At 70.6% G+C, this 20221-nt stretch carries 14 protein-coding genes and 2 pseudogenes; 2 read left to right on the top strand and 14 right to left on the bottom strand.

The window, feature by feature from the left end; all coding sequences use genetic code 11:
• Nucleotides 1-739 precede the first annotated feature (739 nt).
• The gene (locus AB0F89_RS24210) at nucleotides 740-2023 is read right to left on the bottom strand and encodes a helix-turn-helix domain-containing protein (protein ID WP_367127863.1); all 1284 of its coding nucleotides are present in this window, start codon (nucleotides 2021-2023) and stop codon (nucleotides 740-742) included.
• Nucleotides 2024-2507: 484 nt separating this feature from the next.
• On the opposite strand from AB0F89_RS24210, the pseudogene AB0F89_RS24205 reads away from it, so the two are divergent.
• Nucleotides 2508-3529: pseudogene (locus tag AB0F89_RS24205) on the top strand (IS5 family transposase).
• 257 nt (nucleotides 3530-3786) lie between these two features.
• On the opposite strand, the gene AB0F89_RS24200 reads toward AB0F89_RS24205, so the two are convergent.
• The 13 genes and pseudogenes from AB0F89_RS24200 to AB0F89_RS24140 all read right to left on the bottom strand — a co-directional run bounded on the left by AB0F89_RS24200 (nucleotide 3787) and on the right by AB0F89_RS24140 (nucleotide 19228).
• Nucleotides 3787-4074 carry an acyl-CoA dehydrogenase family protein gene (locus AB0F89_RS24200; RefSeq protein ID WP_367138988.1) on the bottom strand — a complete coding sequence of 96 codons (288 nt, stop codon included), beginning with the start codon at nucleotides 4072-4074 and terminating at the stop codon, nucleotides 3787-3789.
• A gap of 130 nt (nucleotides 4075-4204) precedes the next feature.
• Entirely contained in the window at nucleotides 4205-5125 is a 921-nt protein-coding gene (locus tag AB0F89_RS24195) for a dioxygenase (protein ID WP_367127862.1), read from the bottom strand.
• The gene (locus tag AB0F89_RS24190) at nucleotides 5122-6183 is read right to left on the bottom strand and encodes a maleylacetate reductase (protein ID WP_367127860.1); all 1062 of its coding nucleotides are present in this window, start codon (nucleotides 6181-6183) and stop codon (nucleotides 5122-5124) included. Before AB0F89_RS24190 ends, AB0F89_RS24195 begins: the two co-directional genes overlap by 4 nt.
• Nucleotides 6180-7982: an FAD-dependent oxidoreductase gene (locus AB0F89_RS24185; protein WP_367127859.1), complete on the bottom strand. Its 1803-nt coding sequence runs from the start codon at nucleotides 7980-7982 to the stop codon at nucleotides 6180-6182. Before AB0F89_RS24185 ends, AB0F89_RS24190 begins: the two co-directional genes overlap by 4 nt.
• A 152-nt stretch (nucleotides 7983-8134) precedes the next feature.
• A complete protein-coding gene (locus tag AB0F89_RS24180; RefSeq protein WP_367127858.1) occupies nucleotides 8135-9124 on the bottom strand; it encodes a helix-turn-helix domain-containing protein in 990 nt (329 codons plus the stop codon).
• Nucleotides 9125-9593: 469 nt separating this feature from the next.
• Nucleotides 9594-10903, bottom strand: a pseudogene (locus AB0F89_RS24175) (IS701 family transposase).
• Between the two features lie 147 nt (nucleotides 10904-11050).
• The gene (locus AB0F89_RS24170) at nucleotides 11051-11365 is read right to left on the bottom strand and encodes a LysR substrate-binding domain-containing protein (RefSeq protein WP_367127857.1); all 315 of its coding nucleotides are present in this window, start codon (nucleotides 11363-11365) and stop codon (nucleotides 11051-11053) included.
• A 100-nt stretch (nucleotides 11366-11465) separates the two neighbouring features.
• The gene (locus tag AB0F89_RS24165) at nucleotides 11466-12425 is read right to left on the bottom strand and encodes a Gfo/Idh/MocA family protein (RefSeq protein ID WP_367127856.1); all 960 of its coding nucleotides are present in this window, start codon (nucleotides 12423-12425) and stop codon (nucleotides 11466-11468) included.
• Nucleotides 12422-14515: an alpha-galactosidase gene (locus tag AB0F89_RS24160; RefSeq protein WP_367127855.1), complete on the bottom strand. Its 2094-nt coding sequence runs from the start codon at nucleotides 14513-14515 to the stop codon at nucleotides 12422-12424. Before AB0F89_RS24160 ends, AB0F89_RS24165 begins: the two co-directional genes overlap by 4 nt.
• A gap of 200 nt (nucleotides 14516-14715) precedes the next feature.
• The gene (locus AB0F89_RS24155) at nucleotides 14716-15918 is read right to left on the bottom strand and encodes an ROK family protein (RefSeq protein WP_367127854.1); all 1203 of its coding nucleotides are present in this window, start codon (nucleotides 15916-15918) and stop codon (nucleotides 14716-14718) included.
• A gap of 49 nt (nucleotides 15919-15967) precedes the next feature.
• Complete coding sequence (locus tag AB0F89_RS24150; RefSeq protein ID WP_367127853.1) at nucleotides 15968-16861, bottom strand: carbohydrate ABC transporter permease; 894 nt, start codon at nucleotides 16859-16861, stop codon at nucleotides 15968-15970.
• Complete coding sequence (locus AB0F89_RS24145; protein WP_367127852.1) at nucleotides 16858-17829, bottom strand: carbohydrate ABC transporter permease; 972 nt, start codon at nucleotides 17827-17829, stop codon at nucleotides 16858-16860. Before AB0F89_RS24145 ends, AB0F89_RS24150 begins: the two co-directional genes overlap by 4 nt.
• A 7-nt stretch (nucleotides 17830-17836) precedes the next feature.
• On the bottom strand, nucleotides 17837-19228 hold the full coding sequence (locus AB0F89_RS24140; RefSeq protein WP_367127851.1) for an ABC transporter substrate-binding protein: 1392 nt from the start codon (nucleotides 19226-19228) through the stop codon (nucleotides 17837-17839).
• A gap of 194 nt (nucleotides 19229-19422) precedes the next feature.
• Here AB0F89_RS24140 and AB0F89_RS24135 point away from each other — a divergent pair, with 194 nt between their 5' ends.
• Nucleotides 19423-20217, top strand: a complete 795-nt coding sequence (locus tag AB0F89_RS24135; protein ID WP_367127850.1) for a sugar phosphate isomerase/epimerase family protein — start codon at nucleotides 19423-19425, stop codon at nucleotides 20215-20217.
• Nucleotides 20218-20221 lie beyond the last annotated feature (4 nt).

Genomic DNA, 20221 nt, shown 5'->3' with positions numbered 1-20221 from the left:
GAATCAGCCGGGAGAACGCCCCGCGTGCCTGAGTTGGAGTTGGCCTCGGAGGCGCTCCGGCAGCCTCGGCCGAGGCCTTCGAGGTCGCGTTCGGGAGTGGGCACATCGTGAACTCAGCGGGTACTCCCGACCCGAAAACCGTTTCCGGCTGTCGGTGCTCGTTGGTAGGATGATGGGTGTTCGTCGCTTGAGGCGAGGGTGTCCTCGGGCTGGGTTCCATCCATGCGTACCTGATCGCGATAGCGATCATCCTGCTTTTCACTCACGTCGCCTCCCACATCAGTCTCAAGCGGGCGGACAGTGAGCGTCGAGGAGGTGGTCACATGACGCTTTTCATGAGCGTTGCACTCCTGACCGCGTCGGGAGTCGGATCGAACTGGGTAGCGTCAGCGCTGCCATCCTGGCCTGAAGCGACGAACACCGGGTTTGTTACACCGACGGCTGCCATGTGATACCTCCTGGCCTGTCCAGATCCTGCCTCTGGTCTTCGCGCTCGCCGCGACCTTCTGAGTCGGCTCGAACCGACGACGTTCGCGAAGACACGTCCCAGACCGAACACGCTCGAACTCGACCAGGCCTGGGTTCTTCGCCTGCCAGTTGTCCGGACCTGGCCAGCGGACCGCAGGTCGGCCGCTCAGGCGGCTGCCAACTTCGAGTGGAACGGACACCGGTGGCCCTCCCCTGTGGCTGCTGGGCCACTACGGCTGCGCCTGCGCCCGCCGTCGGATCTGGCGCGCTATCAATAGATGCTCGATCCGTTGATCCCGAACTGGGTGTCGATGTCGTCGGCGAGTTGGCATGCTGCGGCGCGCAGGTATTCGACGTCGTCGTCGGTGGCGAACTCGGCTTCCACGGCAGCGGGGCGTTTCACCAGCCGCGACTCGGGGGGATGGTGGAAGCTTCGTCGGAAGTCGCTGCTCAGGTTGGCGATGGCGGCCAGGGGGTGGGCCTGGAGGTCGTGGGGTCGCAACAGCGTGGCGCGGACCTGGACGGTGCTGGCGTCGACGAGGGCGCGCATGTGGGCGGTGGAGAGGGCGACCGCCTCGGCGATGACGGAGTCGATGTGCCTGACCGAGACCGGCAACGCGTTGTCGGGGGCCCCGTGGACCTGAGCAGTACGGTCGAAGGTGCTCAGGGAGACCAGGACGGCGATGGAGCCGTCCTGGTGCAGCTCGACCGCAGCCCACACAAACGGTCCTTCATCGCGCCAGTCGATCGAGCGTACGGTCCATCGACGCAGCCCGACCCGCGGCCCTTCCCCTTGGAGCAGTTCTGACAGGGTCGAGTACCGGCCGTGCTTCTCCGGGAAGATCTTCTCGGCCACCTCCCTGGCGGCCCGGATGGTCGCGGTCGCCTGGTCGGACACGCGCTCGCGTGGTGGCGGCAGCGTGATGCGGGGACGGGTGGCGACCGCCATCCACACGTCGTTGCCCAGGTCGAGCTCACCGGCGAGGTCGTCGATGAGCGCGGTCAGGGCTCCCCGGTCGTCGGCGCGCCGGGCGGACCGGTCGCGGTAGGCGCGCTCGATCTCGTTCTCCGTCATCCAGTTGGTGTGCGCCCCGTAGCGGTAGGGGAAGCCCATCTCGTTCTTCTCGCCCACCACGTGGGGCGCGTTCGGACTTGCGGGCACGGCGACCACAACCAGGCCCGGCCCGCCGTCCGGGTTGTCGAGCACCTCGATGCGCAACCCGTCGACCAGGGGCTTGACCCACCGGGTGACCCACGCCTGCAACATGCCTTGCGCCTGCGCTCCGTCAGTGACCCCGACGAGCCGGTCCGCCCGTTCCCGCTGTTCAGCGACTCCATAGACGATCAAGCCACCACCGGTGTTGGCCATCGCGGCCACATCCTTGGCCGCGTCCCACCACTTCTTCTCGACCCCGGGCGGGGGGAAAGCCTGCTTCCAGTCCAGGTCCTCGGCCTCGGCCATCCTGGCCTGGACAGCCTGCGCGACCATCTCGAAGGACAGCGGGACGGGCCCCAGACCCAGCTCGACGTGGATGCGGGACGACTTGATCGGCATGATCCAACAGTAGGCTCTCCCGATTCCGCCATCTACAGTAAGTCCGGACCCTGCACCTGCCGGTTGTACGGACCTAGCCGGCGGACCGCAGGTCAGCGGCCTGGTCCTCCGCCAACTTCGAGCGGAACGGATACCACGCTTCCCGGTCCACCCGGGTGCGCGAAGCCGAGGAACTGCCACGGAGTTGAGACTGATCTTGGGTGACATCGTCGTGAGACAGCTGCGAACCCGCAGGTCGCCAAGATCGACATGTCACGAGCGGTGAGGCCCCGCACTGAGCAGCAGGTAGCGCTCGTCCTCGATGTCCCGGCCCCACAGCGCCGAGTCGGTCAACCACTGGACCAGAGCCTCCTCGCGGACCCGCCGGACCAGCGATCCCGCCTGGACAGCGATCAGACCGGCACCGGTAGACCCGTGGCCCTCGACTAGGAGCTGTTTGGGGTTCGGATCTACCGACCCTGTGGTGCGCTGGTAGAACACGGGTGTGGCGCGTTTTGATCTGACCGATGCCGAGTGGGCGTTGATCGAGCCGCATGTGCCGGTGGCGGCCACCGGGCCGTTGCCGCGTCGGGCGCGGGAGCAGTTCAACGGGATCCTGTGGCGGTTCCGCACCGGGTCGGGTTGGCGTGACGTGCCCGAACGGTACGGGCCCTGGTCCACCGTCTACTCCCGGTTCAACGCCTGGGCCAAAGCGGGGGTGTTCCAGACCTTGATGGAGGCGCTGATCGCCGAGGCCGCCTCCCGCGGGCAGGTCGGGTTGGAGCTGGTGAGCGTGGACTCCACGATCGTGCGGGCGCATCACGAATCGGCCGGACTCGCGGTGGCCGGGGAGACCCTCGATGCGTTGGAACAGGCCCTGACCGAGGAAAAAGGGGCTCCGCTGCCCACACAGCAGAGCGTGCTGCGGGTGATGCGCCGCCGTCCGCGTCTCACGCGTCCGGCGCGGGCACGTCTGCCGGCCGGGACCGTGCCGCCCTCCGGCGGCGTCGGAAGGCGCGGGCTGAGGCGGCCGGGCTCGGCCGGTCCCGCGGTGGGCTGAGCAGCAAAATCCACACCGCGGTCGACGCCGCCGGGCTGCCGTTGGCGTTCGTGCTCACACCCGGCCAGGCCGCGGACAGCCCGCGGTTCCGGACGGTGCTGGACCGGATCCGGGTTCCCGGCCCGACCGGCCGACCCCGCACCCGCCCGGACGCGGTGGCCGCGGACAAGGCGTACTCCTCCAAGGCCAACCGGTCCTACCTGCGCCGCCGCCGGATCACCGCCGTGATCCCGGAGAAGACCGACCAGCAGGCCAACCGCAAGAAGAAAGGCCCGGCCGGCGGGCGGCCGGTGTCCTTCAATCCCGCGCGCTACAGGCGGCGCAACACCGTCGAACGCTGCTTCCAGAAGATCAAGACATGGCGCGGCCTGGCCACCCGCTACGACAAAACACCGGAGAGCTACGAGGCCGGGCTGCATCTACGAGGAGCGATCATGTGGCTGAGAGCCCTGGCTTCAGCCACATGATCCGAACCTCAAACAGCTCCTAGTGCTCGCGGGTGGAAGCGCGGCCGTAGAGAACCGCAGACTCCCGGCCGGAGCGGCATCCAGTGACACGATGCCCGGCGGGACAGTGGAGGCGATCCACTCGGCGAGCGTGATCGGACTTGGCAGGGCGGACAACGTCATGAGCCGGTCCTCGACGTCGGGACGGGGTTGGATGCCGAGGTGACGGAACATCCACGCCACGATGACGAGGAATTTCAGGGATGCGCCCGGATGGACTAGTGCTGCGGCCTAGGGTCATGGTCCCGGGAACCGGTCCGATGAGCTGGTCGGCAGGCGGGTTCTCCAATCTTGAGTGGGAGGTGCTCGCGAGTCGTCGTGCGGAGGGACACCGATTCCTCGGTGATGACCACGCTGTACCGGAAATCGTCGACTCCGCCGCCACCGTACGGCTCGGGCACGGCTGGGCCCAGCAGCCCGGCACGACCGGCTGCCTGGTAGAACTCCCGATCGACGCTGCCGTCGGCTGCCCAATGGTCCAGGTGCGGGACGACTTCACCTTCGATGAACTCGCACCACCGCCCGGAAGGCGTTGTGGTCGTCGTCGAAGAGGGTGCGCGGAAGCTGGGCGTTCATGGTGTGGGTCCTTCGCGAACAGACGCCATCATGTCGACGGAACCGGGCGGGGCCGGCCCATCAGGCACCGCCCGGTTCCGCATCGGCGGGCGCCAGGACGATGTCGAACCTCGTGCGCGACCACGTCGCGCCGGCCAGGTCGCGCCCGTCGGGGGTCGGCGCGCCGGATGGCTGCTCGACAAAGTCCTTGACCAGCGAGTCCTTGACCCCGAACACGCTGTCGCACGAGAGCAGCTCGTCGCCCCGGACGAAGATGTGCGTGACCAGCGTCCGCAGACCGGGCGCAGTCACCATGAAGTGCAGGTGCGAGGCGCGCATCGGCGAGCGGCCGGTCGCGGCGAGCATCGCCCCGACTGGCCCGTCGTGCGGGATCGGGTACGGCGTCGGGGTGACGGCCCAGAACCGGAAGGTCCCGTCGCGATCGCTGAAGAGGTGGGCGCGTCCCGCGACGCGGTCGTCGCCGTACTGCACGTCGTAGAAGCCGTCCTCGTCGGCCTCCCAGACCTCGATGCGCGCGCCGGCGACGGCGTTCCCGTCGGTGTCGCGGACGGTCCCCTCGACCCAGCACGGCTGGCCCGTGGCGTCACCAGCGATGTCACCGCCGAGCTCGACATGAGGGGCGTCCTCGACGAAGAAGGGGCCGAAGACCGTCGCCTCGGTGGCGTCGGCGTACGCCTCGTTGTTGATCGCGATCGTCTGCATCGACGCACCGAGCGTGTCCGACAGCAGGATGAACTCCTGCCTCCGGCCGTCGGTGATGTGCCCAACCGCCGTCAGGAAGTCGATGCCCTGCTTCCACTCCCTCTCCGTGAGCCGCACGTCTCGGAGGAACGCGTGCAGGTGCCGGACGGCGGCGCGCATGATCTGCTGGAGCCGCGGGTCAGGGGTGTCGGCGAAGGAGTCGAGCACGCGCTGAACGAGCTCGTCCTCACGGGCGTGCTGCTCGTCGCTCACCGCTGGGGTGTCGGCGGGGATGCTCATCGCGGTTCTGCTCCTTCCCAGGCGCTCTGCAGGAGGCGCTCGAGGTTCTCGGGGGTCACGGTCGCAGGGTTGCTCTCCGGCACCGACGGGAGGATCGCCTTGACGGCGTCCGGGATCTGGTCCTCCTCGAAGCCGTAGTCGCGAAGCGCCCGGGGCGCGTCGAGCCGGGCCCGAAGGGCCTGCAACCCCTCGAGGCCGGTCTCCGTGCCGAAGGCCTGGGCGATGCGGGCGTCGGCGCCCGGCGCTGCCGGGGCGTTGAGCGCCAGGACGTACGGCAGCACGACTGCGTGGGTCGGCGCGTGAGGGAGGTCGTAGCGGCCGCCCAGGACGTGGCAGATCTTGTGGTGCAGACCCGAGCCGGCCGAGGCGAACGCGACAGCCGAGAGGTAGGCGCCGTAGAGCGATTCCTCCCGCCCCTCCAGGTCGGCGGGGTCGTCCACCACGCGGGGCAGGCCCGACGCCAGCGCCCGGATGCCCTCGGCCGCCAGCGCCGCGTCGATCGGGTCCACCCGTGGCGCCCACATCGAGTCGACGCAGTGCGCCAGCGCGTTGAGGCCGGAGGCGACGCTCATGTCCACCGGGAGACTGAGCGTCAGCGACGCGTCGTACACGATCGAGCGCGGCAGCACCCGCGCGTCGACGCCGGTGGTCTTCGTGGCTCCTTCTGTGAGGCCCCACACGTTGGTGGCCTCCGACCCGGCGTACGTCGTGGGCACGGCGACGACGGGCAGCCCCGTCGTCAGCGCGACGGCCTTGGCGAGCCCCGTCGTCGAGCCGCCACCAACACTGATCAGCACGTCGACGTCGTGACGCACGGCGGCCTCGCGGGCACGCTCAGCGACGGGGACGGGGACGTGCATGACGACCTCGTCGTGCACGAGCGCGACGGGCAGGCCCTCGGTGATCCGCGCGGCCAGCTCGGCCTCGGCGGCAGACGCGATGACCATCGCACGCCTGGCTCCGAGCGCCTCGACCTCGGCAGCCAGCGCCTGGCGAGCAGTGCCCGACGCGAACCGGATCCGCTGCTCCAGGGTCTCGTGCTCGAACCGCAGGGTCATGCCGAGACGCCCTTGCCCAAGACCTGTCCGAGCGCTGTGCGCAGAGCGCTTTCGGGATCGGCGGGCAGCGAGCTCGACCGCCAGGCGATGTGCTTGTCCGGTCGCACCAGCAGCGCTCCGCTCTCCTCGATGTCGCGGAGCTTGGCCCAGTCGTAGTAGAGGTCCGTGACCTCGCGGCCGGGCCCGATGACGACGGTCTCCAGGTGGACGCCGAGATCGTGTGCCACCTTCTCCGCGGCGACCTCCCACTGCTCCCCCGCGATGCCGGTGATGACGGTGAACCGGTCGTACGGCGCGAGATCCATCATCGCCAGCCGATGCCTGTGGTCCCCGACCCAGGCGTGCGGGAGGCGGGAGCCCGGGACGGTCGAGGCCTCGTAGTAGAGGTCGGGGTCGCGGGTGGGCTGGGGCCGGCTGGTGCCGTCGGGCACGATCGCCGTCGAGTCGTAGAACTGGCCGAGCTCGACGCCGTGGGCATTGAACTCGTAGTTCTTCAGATCCATCGCCTTCACCAGTGCGGCGCGCTTCGCGGCACCCTCGGGCGTGTTGGCCTTGCGCTCCTCGATCCGGCGGACCATGTCCTCCTCGGTCTCCGCCTCGGTGATGCCGAGTGCGACGAAGAGGTCGATGAACTCGCGACTGGACTTGTTCGCGCGCTTGACGATGCGTTCTGCGACCGGCGCCCGCTCCGCGGAGTAGGTCTCGAGGAGCGAGGCGTCTGCCTGTCCCTTGAGCACGGCCGCCAGCTTCCACGCCAGGTTGTAGGAGTCCTGGATGGAGGTGTTCGACCCGAGCCCGTTGCTCGGCGGGTGCCGGTGGATCGCGTCTCCGGCACAGAACACCCGTCCGGACTGGAGGTGGGTCGCGTACATCTCGTTGTTGCCCCACAGGGAGGTTCCTGTGATCTCGACCTCGAGGTCGGGCATCCCGAGGAGGTTGCGCACGATCTGCGTGGCCGCTGCCTCGTCGACGACCGGTGGCTCCTCGTTGATGTCGTACCCCCAGACGATGAGCCACTCGTTCCAGGGGCGGACCATGCGGACCAGGCCGGCGCCGATGCCACCGACGTTCGACCCGGGCTGGATGACCCAGTAGAGGACCGACGGGCGGTGGTCGCAGTACGCCGAGATGTCGGCCTTGAACGTGATGTTCATGGAGCCCGCGATGTCCATTGCGCCCTCGAACGGGAGGTCGATGTCCGCGGCCACCTTCGAGCGGGCGCCGTCGGCGCCGATCAGGTACTTGGCGCGGATCGTGTACTCCGCACCGGTGAGCCGGTCCAGCACGTGCACGTCGACGCCGTCGGCGTCCTGGGTGTGGGACAGGTACTCGGTGGAGAAGCGCGACTGCGTGCCGCGGGCCGTGGCGTTGCGCACCAGGATCGGCTCGAGGTAGGTCTGTGGGATGTCGACGGTCAGGCACGGCGAGGCCAGCTGGTAATCCGCCTCGCGGTCCGGGCGGGTGCCCCAGGTGTGGATGCGCCCGATCTCCTCTCCCGCGATCGAGGTGCAGAAGACGGTGTCACCGACGAGGTGGTGCGGGGTGGCGTCGGCCAGCACCTGGTCCTCGATGCCGAGATCGCGGAAGATCTCCATGGTCCGCTGGTTGGTGATGTGGGCACGCGGGGTGTTTGCCGTCCACCGGTACTTGGTGATCATGATGTTCGGCACGTCGAGCGACGACAGGAGCAGGGCCGCTGCCGAGCCGGCTGGACCGGAGCCGACTATCACCACGTCGGTCGTCACGGTCGCCGTGGTGGGCAGCTCGGTCTCGGTCTGGCCGTCCTCGAACCCGGGCATCGTTCCGCCTTCCTCGCCGGGCACCCTGCCGGCTGACAACGTCCAGTGTCAGGAATCACGAGACCGCGGTCGATGTGTGACGGGTATCTCGGCGAGAACGCGAAGAGATGGCCGATCCAGGCATCCCTCGTGGCGGCGCCGTCGTTCGCCCGTCAGTCCAGCGGGATCGCGCGCGATGCGGCCGCGTGCCGGCGTACATCGCTCGCGCGCTCGCCGTAGTGGGTGGCGAAGGCGTTGGAGAAGTGGGCGGCGGAGGTGAACCCGCAGCGGTGAGCTACCTCGGCGATCGTCATCGAGGTCGCGTCCGGCTTGGCCAGCAGCCGACGGGCGGCCTCCAGCCGCCGCGTCAGGACGAACTTGGGAACACTGGTGCCGGCCTCGGCGAAGACGCGGGAGAGGTGCCGCGTGCTGATGCCGACCGCGGTCGCCACCTGCGCCGCCGAGAGGGTCGGATCGAAGAGGTTCTGGTCGATGTACGTGTGCGCCGCGGCGCGATGAGCCGCCGCCAGGTCGGCGTCCCGGTGGCCGCCGACCACGGCGGCCACGAGCTCCAGGAGCGTCTGCTCGTCGGCGGGATCCGAGTCGAGGTCCCGGGCGGCTCGACCAACCTGACGAGCCAGCGTGTGGGCGAACGAGTTGGTCCCGGCCGCGAAGTTGAACACCATAGGACGCCTGATCCCATTGATGCCGGTGACGTCGGCGAACACGTCGCGGGGGATCTTGAGCACGAGCTCCTCGAGCCCCTGCGAGAAGCCGCGCATGAACGGACGGTCGGCGTCGCACATCAACATCTGGCCCGGCTGCGCCGTCCGGACGCCGTCGTCGTGATAGAAGAACGCCTCGCCGGCCAAGCTGAAGAAGAGCGCCACGGAGTCAGCCGGGCGCTGGCGGATCATGGTCAGGTCACGTTCCACGACATGGGAGCTGCCACGCACACGTGCCAGATGGACGCGCTCTACCTGGACGTTGATCTCCGTCGCATCGAGGACCGCAGCCGTCAGTGTGCGACAGCGCAGCGCGATGAGTGCGTCGGCATTGTGGCTCTCCCAGAGCTCGACGCGCTGCTCCTCGGGGAGGCCGACCGTCGAGAACGCGACCGGGTCAGCAGCGCCGCCTGGAACCGTCCTCGTGACCTGTCTCACCCCCCGGAGCCTACTCGCCACCCCGTCCGGCGGCCGACGTGGCAGGATTTCTCGCCGAGCGCGCGGACGGCGTGGCGTTGCGGACGCCATGCGGCGGGACCGAGATCACGTTCGGGGAGCCGGCGGAGCGCGTGGCCGCCGGTCTGGCGGGTCTCGGCGTCGAGCGCGGTGACGCCGTCGCGATCCTGCTCGTCAACCGGCCGGCACGGCTCACGCCTGGGCTTGACCCCTTCATCAGCCGGTACTTCTTCACCGCCTGCGCGGACTTCTCAGTCAGCTTCACCCAGCGACCCGGGTTGGCGGCGATCTCTGACCCGCCCGTGCCTGGCAGATGTGTCAGGTCCCGCGGTTCTGGGATGACGAGCGAAGAGCGTCTCTTCCTGAGGAAGGCGCAGGCTGGATCGACCGAGTCTGGCGGACCGACGGCTCCCCGGCCAGGCGCTAAGGCGGGCGAGATCGGTTGGTGCGCCTAGTACTCCAGCCGCACTTCGTTGTATATGGCATGTCTTCGCTGGTAGTGGGCTTGTTTGGCGCGGTGTTGGTGGCGCCTGCGCCAGTGGGACCAGGCCCAGGTGGTGGCACGCTCGGGGATGGTGGTGATCAGGTGTGCCAGGAGACGCCTGACCTCGCCGAGGGTGACCGGGATGAGGCCGCTGCCAGGGCTTTTGGGGCGATGGCGGCGGTAACGGCGAGGTAGGTGTGGGCGAGCATCGCGAGGGTGATGTGGCGGTACCAGGCGTCGTAACGGCGGACCTGGTACTGGTCCAGGCCGACCTCGGTTTTGGCGGTCTGGAAACAATCCTCGACAGCCCAGCGGGCTCCGGCCACCCGGATCAGGTCGTCGTCGGTGGTTCCCATTGGGGCGCAACACAAGTAATAGGCCAGTTCGTGCTCACCACGACGGTTCGCGGTCAGGGAGCGGCGGATCAGCAGCCATCGTCGCCACCCGGCAGGTGTGGTGTCGTCGTAGACGGGTAATGAGGCCACCGCCCAGTCGAACAGACGTGGCCCTTTCGCACCCTGGCCGCAACTGCGGCGCTTCCATGCCGCTTCCGGGGCGTCGGCGGTCAGATGGTCGGCGCGTGTGGCGCCCGCGGTGGCGGGAATGGTCTGACTGCTCGGCACGGCTACCACATAGGCGATACGTCGATCTTCAAGCCAGGCCCGGAATTTCGAGTCGCCGCCATATGCCTCGTCCGCGGTCACCCAACGGGCCGGCACACCGGCGTCCAACGCCCGGGCCAGCATCGCGCGGGCGAGCACGGGCTTGGTCGCGAACTCCACGGTGTCGGGCACCGCCGCCTCCCGACACCGCTCCCGGTCGGCGACCCAGGACTTGGGCAGGTACAGCTCCCGGTCGATCAGCGTGCGACCTTTGCCCGTGGTGTAAGCGAGAAACACGCCCAGTTGGCAGTTCTCGATCCGACCGGCGGTACCGGAGTACTGCCGCTGCACCCCGGCCGACTTGTCGCCCTTCTTCAGGAACCCGGTCTCGTCCACCACCAGCACGCCATCGCCGTCGGCCAGGTGCTCCACGGCATAGTCGCGGGCGTCGTCGCGGACCCCGTCGACGTCCCATGTCGCGGCGTTGAGCAACCGCTGCATCCCGTCCGGCGTCGTCTCACCAGCCACTTCGGCCAACGTCCAGCCGTTCTTGCCCGCGATCGGAGCCAACAGACCTCGAACATACGCCCGAGCCCGACGCCGCGGCTCCGCCCGCAGAAACCGTCCTGCCACCCGCCCGAACAACTCGTCCAAGCCGCTCACCCAAGCCTGGATGTCCTCATCAACCAACACAAGATCGACAAGCTACCAGAACATGATCACGAAGTGCGGCTGGAGTACTAGAGCAACTCGCTGCTGCTTGCGAGTCGAAGTTCTTGTGCACAATGGAGAGCGGGAGGCCGCGGGCGTTGACGAGCGCTGTCAGGCGCGGGTCCCGTCGTCGATGGCTCGGTTGGACATGCGCACGAGGTCGCTGATGGCGGTGAGGGTGCGTTGCATGTGTGGTTCGGCGCGGTGGGCGCGGTGGGCGATGGCCAGCGTGATCGTGGTGACTGGTCGGACGAGTGGGAGACAGGTGACGCCGTCGAGGGGTGGTGCGCTGACCGGTTGAGGCACGACGGCGAGGCCGAGCCCGCCGGCGACGAGGGTTACCAGGGTGGAGGTCTCGCCGACCTCGTGGCGGATCCGCGGTGTCAGACCTGCTTCGGTGAACAGCCGCATGACGACGTCGCACATCGCGGAGCGGCGATGGTGTCGCCTTCCTCTCACGGTCGGGACGGCCGTTCACACGGCGGGGATCGGCGCGGCTCGACCCGCTGTCACCCCTTTCCACGCGTCACTGCGGCATTCCACGTGATGTGACGTCCGCTCGACTCGCCAGGTCGCGGACCCGGCAGCACAGTTCCTGGGTGCGCAGGGCGTCGGCGTAGTCGCACACCAGGTGGCTCGGGTCCCGCTCGCGCACGGCGGTCAGGAAGCGCTCGTCGGCTGTGACGAGCGGGTCGCGACCGACCGGGGTTTCGTGCGTGCCCCCGGCGTCCTCGCGGCGCAGCGACTTGGTGGTCAGGGTCAGCTTGCGGCCCTCGCAGTGGAACTCGATGCCGGCGTCCACCGTGGCGTGCAGGACGGAGGTCGAGGTGAAGACGCCCAGCGGGCCGGAGGCGAATTCGAGGGTGGCCGCGTTGACGGTGGCCACGTCCAGGTCCGGGTGGTCGGGCACCGGGGAGTGCCGTGCGACCGCGTGCAGCACCTCGGCCTCGCCGAGCAGGGAGCGGGCCAGGTCGAACAGGTGGGTCGCCTGCTCGACGACCTGTCCGCCGCTGCGCGCCTCGACCCGCCACCACGGCACGGGCGGGACGAGGCCGTGCCAGGCGGCGCGCACCAGGTGCGGCGGAGTCTCGACGAGCATCCGCCGCAACCCGGGTACGACGTCCATGCCGCGCCAGTAGTAGCCGACGCAGGCGATCGGCCCGCCGTCGGCGAGCGCGGCGGCGATGCGGCGCGGCACGTCGAGGTCGCGGCCTATCGGCTTCTCGACGTAGAACGGCACGCCGTGCTCGATGAGCGCGAGTTCGATGTCGCCGTGGGCATCGGGCGGCACGCAGATCCAGGCCGCGTCCACCTCCTCGGCGGACAGCAGCCCGGCGGTGTCCCGGTAGGCCCGGCCGCCCCAGCGCGCGGCGGCCCGCTCGACGTCGGTGCGGCCGACGTGACCGACGACCTCCGCGCCCAGGCCGGTCAACGCCGCCGCGTGCCGCCCGGCGATGTAGCCGGTGCCGATCAACGCCACCTTCATCGGGTCGCCTCCTCGTCGATCGCGCGCCAGAACTCGACCCGGCTGCGCCAGTCCTCGGTGTGCCCGGGCGCCGGCGGCGGCGGGAACGCGGCGGGCAGGCCGGCGGCCATCAGCGCGGCTCCGGTGGTGACCAGCCCGTCCGCCTCGCGCCGGTAGCGGCGGGCGGGGTCCAGGCCGCGCAACCCGATCCTGCGTTGGCCTTCGCCCGCGACACCACGCACCTGGTAGAGGAACACGACCACCTCGCCACGGTCGCGCGACACGTACTGCACGGCGCACGGCTCGGTGTCGCTGGGCGGGACGAGCCAGTGCTGGTCACCGTCCTGGACGAGGGGGCGCAGCCGCTTGTACTCGGCGATCAGCTCGCGGGCCCGCGCCCGGTCGTCCTCGCCCCACCGCAGGATGTCGCCGGAGATGCCCAGCACGCCCTGCATGGCCACGCGGAAGCGGAACTCCAGCGGGGTGGTACGGCCGGTGGTGGGTTCCGGGGTGTCGGCCACCCAGCCGACCATCGCCCTGGGCGCGTAGGCGCGGCTGAACCCGTGCTGCACCCGCAGCCGGTCGGCCGGGTCGGTGTTGTCGCTGACCTGCGCCATGTCGGCCAGGCCCAGGATGCCCAGGTCCACCCGGCCGCCACCGCCCGCGCACGTCTCGATCATCAGGTCGGGGAACTCGGCGCGCAGCCGGCCGATGACCTCGTAGACGCCCCGGACGTGGCGCACCCACACCTCGCGCCGCCGCTCCGGCCGCGCCCCGGGCCAGCCGACCTCGGTGTACGGGCGGTTGTGGTCCCACTTGACGAAGTCGATCCGGTGGTCGGTCAGCAGCGCGCGCAGCTGGGCCAGGACACCCTCGCGCACCTCTTTCCTGGCGAAGTTGAGCACCAGCTGGTCGCGCGACATCGTGGGCTCGCGGTCGGGCAGGTGCAGCACCCAGTCCGGGTGCGCGCGGTACAGGTCGCTGTCCGGGTTGACCATCTCCGGTTCCAGCCAGATGCCGAACCCCATGCCGAGCCGGGTGACCTCGTCGACGAGCTGTCCCAGGCCATCGGGGAACTTGGTCCGGTCCACCACCCAGTCGCCGAGCCCGGCGTGGTCGTCGGTGCGCGCGCCGAACCAGCCGTCGTCCACCACGAACAACTCGACGCCGAGGTCGGCGGCCTGCCTGGCGAGTGCGATCTGGTGCCCCACCTCGACGTCGAAGGAGGTGGCCAGCCAGGTGTTGTAGTGCACCGGTGGCGGCGAGTCGCGGTGCCGGGCGGGCAGCACGTGGTCGCGCTGGTAGCGGTGCATGAGGCGGGCCGCCCCGTCGAGGCCGTCGTCGGCGTAGCCGCACACCAGCGCCGGGGTGCGGAAGTCCTCGCCGGGTTCGAGGTGCCAGGCCGAGTCGAACGGGTGGATGCCCGCGACGACGTGCAGCGCGTCGTTGCGCTCGGTCTCCAGGCTGATCACCCAGTTCCCGCTCCACGCGAGCGCGCCGAACCAGACCGGTCCCTCCTCCCCCGCCCGCGTGACGGCGAACCAGGGGTTGGCCTCGTGGCTGGTGAACCCACGCCTGCTCTCCAGCACCAGCTTGCCCGCCGCCAACGGGCGTCGGATCAGCTGGTACTCGTCGCCCCACCTGCCGTGCAGCGTCCACGACTCGTAGTGCGCCGGCGGCAAGCCGAGGACCGCGCTCGCGATCCGCTCCACGCGCAGCGGCGCGAGCCCCCGGTTCTCCACGCGCACGTCGCGGACGACGACGCCGTGCTCGGCGTGGACGGTGAACCGGTGCTCGACCACGAGGCCCGTGGCGGTGTCCTCGAAGACCAGGAACAGGACGGGCGCGCCCGCGTCGGTCCCGACCCGGTCCTCCCGCCAGGTGAGGCGGGTGACCGACGAGCCGTCCTCGCGCGCGACGACCAGGGCCGGTTCCTTGAAGGCGGGGTCGCCGTGGGCGGAGTAGGCCAGCGGGACGCCGTCCAGGAAGTGGGCCTGCGACGGCCGGTTCCACGGGGTGTGCGGCAGGTAGGAGTCGCCACCGAGACCGCCGCCGTCGCCGCCCCAGTGGTCCAGGCGCAGCGACCCGCCGTCCGCGACGGACAGCAGCATCGCGTTCCGCGCGGTCCGCAGCAGCCAGGCGGGGCGTCCGGCGCAGGTCGTCCGCGTGATCGGGGGGTCGGATCCGGCGGGAACCGGTGCCGCAGAACCGGATTCGGCGGGATCGAATTCGACGGGATCGGGTGCGGCGGGATCGGCAGGCATCGCGCTCCTTCGAGGTCGCCCGGTCTCGGTGTCGTGTCGTCCGGGGGTCAGGTCGTGAGCGCGGCCCGCGCGGGTTCGTGCGGGAGCCGGGCGTCCACCGCCTCGGCCGAGAAGACCTGGTCGATCACCATGTGCCGGGCCCCGTGCACGCCCGCCTGGTCCCCGAGCCGGCTCTCCACCACGGCCAGGCTGCTGGTCAGCCCCGGCACGGTGCGCTCGTACAGGCGCTCGCGGACGCCGACCAGCAGGTGCTCGCGGGTGAGCGCGAGGTCGCCGCCGATCACCACGACGGTCGGGTTGAGCAGCGCGACGGCGGTCGCCAGCACCTCGCCCAGCAGCCGGCCCGCGTCCTGGACGAGGGTGATCGCGTCCGGGTCGCCCTCCTCGACGAGCCGGACGACGTCACGGCTGGTCCCGGCCCGGATGCCGCGCTCGGTGAGCTGGCGGGCCAGCGCCGCCCCGCTCGCGTGCGCGGCCAGGCAGCCCGTGGCGCCGCACCGGCACCGCGCGCCGTCCATCGGGCGGGCGATCCGGATGTGGCCGATGTCGCCGCCCTGGCCGGTGGCGCCGCGTTCGGGCCGTCCGCCGAGGATCACGCCGGCCCCGATGCCGGTGCCGACCTTCACGAACAGCAGGTTGTCGACGTCGGGGTAGCGCTCGCGGACCTCGCCCAGGCCCAGCACGTTGGCGTCGTTGTCCACGAACGCCGGGCAGCCCAGCGCGTCGGCGAGCGTCCTGGCCACCGGGATGCCGTGCCAGCCCGGCATGATGGGTGGCTGCACGGGGCGCCCGGTCCGGAAGTCGACCGGGCCGGGCAGGCCGACGCCGATCCCGGCGAGCCGCGCCCGGTCCAGGCCCGCGCCCTTGAGCAGTTCCCGGAACCGCCTGATGACGATCTTCAGCACGACGTCCGGGTCCTGCCCGATGAGCAGGTCCTCGGTGCGTTCGGCGATCATCCGGCCGCCCGCGTCGGTCAACGCGAAGCGGGCGTGCGTCGCGCCGAGGTCGGCGGCCAGCACCAGCTTGTCGCCCTCCTCGAACGACAGCAGCTCGGCGGGTCTGCCCGCGGCGCCGCGCCGCCGCTCGACCGCCCGCAGGTAACCCGCCGAGATGAGCTGGTCGACCCGCAGCGACACCGTCGAGCGGGACAGCCCGGTCAGCTCCTGGAGGTCGCGCCGGGTCTTCACCCGCCCGGACCGGACGAGCACCAGGATCTCGCCCTGCGACGCCGTGAAACCGCTGCGCGCCACCGGGTGTCCCCTCCTCGCCACGGGCGTCGGCTCGGCTGCCACCGGCGGGTCAGCCCTTCTCCGCGCCGCTGGTCAGCCCTTGCGAGAGTAGCCGTTCGGTCAGGAAGAACAGCAGCACGACGGGCAGCGTGATGACGACGGACCCGGCCATCAGGACCGTGGTGGGCACCTCGATGCTGCCGGAGAGCTGCGCCAGGCCGAGCGAGACCGTCCACCGGTCCCGTCGCTCGACCAGGAACAGCAGGGCGAACAGGAACTCGTTCCAGGCGATCATGAACACGAAGATCCCGGTCGCGATGACCGACGGCATGGCCAGCGGCAGGCTGATCCGGCGGATGACGCCGACCCGGGTCAACCCGTCGACCAGACCGGCCTCCTCCACGCTCTCCGGGATCGTCTCGAAGTAGTTCTTGAGCATGTAGATCGCGACCGGCACGGTCTGCGCGATGTAGACCAGCACCAGGCCCGCCAACGAGCCGCGCAGCTGCATCCGGGTCAGCAGCACGAACAGCGGGATCGCCAGCACGATCGCCGGGAACAGGTACACCACCAGGAACAGCGAGCTGACCTGCCGCCTGCCGAAGAACTCCAGCCTGCTCACCGCGTACGCGCCGGGGATGGCGATCACCAGTGCCACGAGCACCGACGCGGACGCCACGACGGCGCTGTTGCCCAGCAGGCTGAGGAATCCCTGGCCGCCCTCGCGCACCGGCCGCAGCACGGTGGCGTAGGTGGACAGGGTCAGCTCGGAGAGGTCGACCAGCAGCGAGTCGGGCCGCCGCAGCAGGTCCTCGATCGGCCGCACCGACAGCACGAGCATGTAGTAGAACGGCAGCAGGGTGGCGATCAGGAAGAACACGATCACCACCGGCCGCAGGACGCCGAACACGGCGCGCTCGACGCGGTCGCGCGTCCACGGCCGGGGCGGTGCGGTCCGGCTCACGGCCTGGCTCCTTCCCGACGCCGCAGCAACCACAGGTACGCGCCGAGCAGCACCGCCAGCACGACGGCGAGCAGCACGGACTGGGCGGCGGCGGCGCCGACGTTGCGCTGCACGGTGAGCAGTTCGTAGACGCGCACGCTCACCACTTGGGTGCCCGCCGCGCCGCCGGTGAGCAGGAAGATGTCGTCGAACTCGTTGAACGTCCAGATGCTGCGCAGCACGACCAGCACGGCGATCACCGGCATCAGCTGCGGCAGCACGATGTGCCGGAACCGCTGCGACGGCGTCGCCCCGTCGACGGTGGCGGCCTCCTCCAGGTCGGCGGGCAGCGCCGACAAGCGGGCGAGCAGGAACAGGAACGCGAACGGGAAGTACCGCCAGCCCTCGAACGCGATGACGGTCAGCAGCGCGGTCGGCACCGGGACGTCGAGGCCGAACAGCGGGACCTCGGCGCGCGCCTGGGAGAGGAACGCGATCGGGTCGTCCCACCCGAACAGCTCCCTGCCCCAGCTGTTGACGATGCCGAACTCCGGGTTGAGCAGCACCCGCCAGACGAACGTGACCGCGACGACCGGCGCGACGTACGGGATGAGCATCGCCGCGCGCACGAACGACCGGCCGCGGAACGGCTTGCGCAGCGCGAGCGCCGCGACCAGTCCCAGCGAGACCGCCAGGACCGTCGAGCCCGCGGTGTAGGCGACCGTGGTGCGCAGGCTCTCCCACAGCACGTCGGAGGCGAACACCCGCGCGAAGTTGTCCGGCGTGAGCCTCGTGAACAGCCCGGTCCGGCCGACGTCGATCAGCCGGACCCGCTGGAACGCGATGAGCACCGACCACGCCAGCGGCACGAGCACGACCGCGAACACGATCACCAGGGTCGGGGTGAGGAGCAGCAGACCCGTGCGGGCGTCCTGCTGCTTGACCGTGCGCCCGCGTCGCGCCGGTGCGACGCGGGTTCCCGCTGCCACGACGGGCCTACTCGCCGAGTTCTCGGGCGATGGCCGCGGCCTGCTCGGTCGCCTTGCCCGCCGCGGTCGCCGCGTCACCGGAGCCGTTGACGACCTCGGCCAGCGCCTTGGGCACGACGAGCTGCCCGGCGACGGCGCCCGCGAGTTCGGCCTTGCCCTGGTTGAAGCCCCAGCGCCGGAACGTCTTCGGGCTGTCCTGCACCACCTTCAGCGTCTCCGCGTCGTAGAACCGGGACAGCGGGGCCTTGGTGTCCACGCCGACGTCGAGCCCGCGCCACGCCTCGGCGTACTCCTGCGGGTTCTGCGCGGTGCCCGCGCGGACCGGGACCTTGCCCTCCGGCGCGACGGCCAGCCAGTCCCGGTAGCCGTCGGTCATCAGGAACTCGACCAGCCGCTTGGCGTCGTCCGTGGCGGCGTCCTTGAGCACGGCGAACGACGCGGTCTCGCCGAACGTGGTCGGCTCGCCGCCGTCGGGTCCGCGCAGCCCGGCGACCACGCCGGTGTTACTGGCCAGGAACGCGGTGTCGCCCTGGCACTCCGGGCAGGTGGGCAGGGCGTCGTCGCGCAGGCCCGCCAGCTCGTCGAGCAGGTAGGACGACCAGATCACCATGGCCGACTTGCCCGCGAAGTACGTCGCACGTGTGGTGTCGACGTCCTGGTTGCCCGCCACGGAGTGCTCGCCGATCAGGTCGGTGTAGAAGCGGAACGCGTTCACGCACTGCGGGCTGTCCAGGGCCACCGTCCCGTCGTCGCCGACGAGCCGGCAGTCGTTGGCCAGGGCGAGGTGCTCGAACGTCTGGTGGGTGAACACGTCGGCGGGCGTGGTGCTGGCGGTGATGCCCGCGACGTCGCCCTGGTCGAGCCGTTCGGCGGCGGCCCGGATGGCGTCGAACGTGGTGGGTGGCTGGAGCCCGGCCTGCGCGAAGAGGTCCTTGCGGTAGAACAGCAACTGGGCCCAGCCGTCGCTGGGCACCACGAGCTGCGTGTCGCCCTCGCGGGTCAGGTCCAGCGACTGCTCCGCGAACGTCCCGACGCCCAGGCTGTCGACGACCTGCTTGGCCGCCTCGGTGTCCAGCAGGTCGTCGGTGCGCAGCCGGCTCATGATCGGCAGCGAGATCGACCCGATGACGTCGGGCAGCTCGCCGGACGCGGCGGCCGACGTGAGCACGGTGGTGAGCTGGTTCTCGGCGACCGCGACGAGCTTGGCCTGCACCCCGGTCTTCTCGGTGAAGCGGGCCAGCAGGCGCTCCTGGGCCTGCACGCGGTCGGCGGTGTCCTCGATCGTCCAGAAGACGAGCGGGCCGTCCGCCGAGCCGCCGGACTCGTCGCTCCCGCAGGCCGCCAGCACGAGGGCGACGGGCACCGCGGCGGCGAGCACGCGGAGTCCTCGTCCGGTCATGGTTGCTCCCTTCCGGTGGTCCGCGACCTGGCACGGGCCATGTCCTTGGCGTCAGTGGGCGCCACTGAACACCCGTGTTCGTCCCGTGACAAGCGCCAACCCGGAGACCGCTTCGGGCCCGGTTCGGGTGGTGCGCAGGCGTTTGCCGAACAGGGGCGGGCCGGGATCGGTATGCCGCATTGCCGTTCTGCCCGATGACGGGATTAATGGCCGACATGCCGCAGTGGAAGATCGCCTGCCAGGAGCACCTCCTGCCGGGCGCCTCGGTGCAGGAGAAGTGGGAGTTCGCGCGGCTGGCGGGTTTCGACGGCATCGAGCTGCGCGCGCCGGGCGGCGAGGCGTTCGGCGCCCGCCTCGGCGACCTCGACCGGGCCGTTGGCCGCGGTGTCGTCGTGCCCTCGGTGTGCCTGGACGTGCTGCCACTCGTCGGCGACGTGGACCGGCGGGTGGACATCATCGGGCAGGTGTCCGAGCGGATGGGCGTGATCGCGGCGCTGGGCGGTCGGGTCGTGGTGCTGCCGGTGACCGACGGGCACGCGGCGGCGCCGTCCGTCGAGGACTACCGGGTGCCGCTGGACGACCTGCGCCGGCTCGCCGAACGGGCCGAGGGCGAGGGCGTGTCGCTGTGCGTGCAGCCGGTCAACCGCTACGAGGGCCGCCCGGTCAACACCCTCGACCAGGCGGTGGAGCTGTGCCGGGTGATCGGGCTGCCGTCGTTGCGGGTGGCCGCGCACACCTTCCACATGAACGTCGAGGAGGTCGACCCGCCCGGTGCGCTGCTGGCCGCCGGGCCGTGGTTGGGGCACGTCGAACTGGCCGACTCCACCGGGCTGGAACCGGGTGCGGGCCACGTCGACTGGTGGGCGGCGTTCGCGGCGCTCGACGCCGCGGGCCACCGGGGCTGGGTGTCCCTGGCGTGCGACCTGTCCGGTCCGGCGGAGTCCGTGCTGCCGGCCGCGGTGAGCTTGCTCCGGCAGGCCGGCGGGTGAGGGC

Source organism: Saccharothrix sp. HUAS TT1 (assembly GCF_040744945.1).
Lineage (GTDB): Bacteria > Actinomycetota > Actinomycetes > Mycobacteriales > Pseudonocardiaceae > Actinosynnema.
Note: the sequence above shows the minus strand (reverse complement) of the source record. Positions and strands in the feature narration are given on the sequence as shown.

Coding starts and splice junctions, on each gene's coding strand:
- AB0F89_RS24210 (WP_367127863.1), bottom strand. CDS start 2,023: ATGCCGATCAAGTCGTCCCGCATCCACGTCGAGCTGGGTCTGGGGCCC.
- AB0F89_RS24135 (WP_367127850.1), top strand. CDS start 19,423: ATGACGGGATTAATGGCCGACATGCCGCAGTGGAAGATCGCCTGCCAG.
- AB0F89_RS24140 (WP_367127851.1), bottom strand. CDS start 19,228: ATGACCGGACGAGGACTCCGCGTGCTCGCCGCCGCGGTGCCCGTCGCC.
- AB0F89_RS24165 (WP_367127856.1), bottom strand. CDS start 12,425: ATGAAGGTGGCGTTGATCGGCACCGGCTACATCGCCGGGCGGCACGCG.
- AB0F89_RS24160 (WP_367127855.1), bottom strand. CDS start 14,515: ATGCTGCTGTCCGTCGCGGACGGCGGGTCGCTGCGCCTGGACCACTGG.
- AB0F89_RS24195 (WP_367127862.1), bottom strand. CDS start 5,125: ATGAGCATCCCCGCCGACACCCCAGCGGTGAGCGACGAGCAGCACGCC.
- AB0F89_RS24170 (WP_367127857.1), bottom strand. CDS start 11,365: ATGTGCGACGTCGTCATGCGGCTGTTCACCGAAGCAGGTCTGACACCG.
- AB0F89_RS24185 (WP_367127859.1), bottom strand. CDS start 7,982: ATGCCCGGGTTCGAGGACGGCCAGACCGAGACCGAGCTGCCCACCACG.
- AB0F89_RS24190 (WP_367127860.1), bottom strand. CDS start 6,183: ATGACCCTGCGGTTCGAGCACGAGACCCTGGAGCAGCGGATCCGGTTC.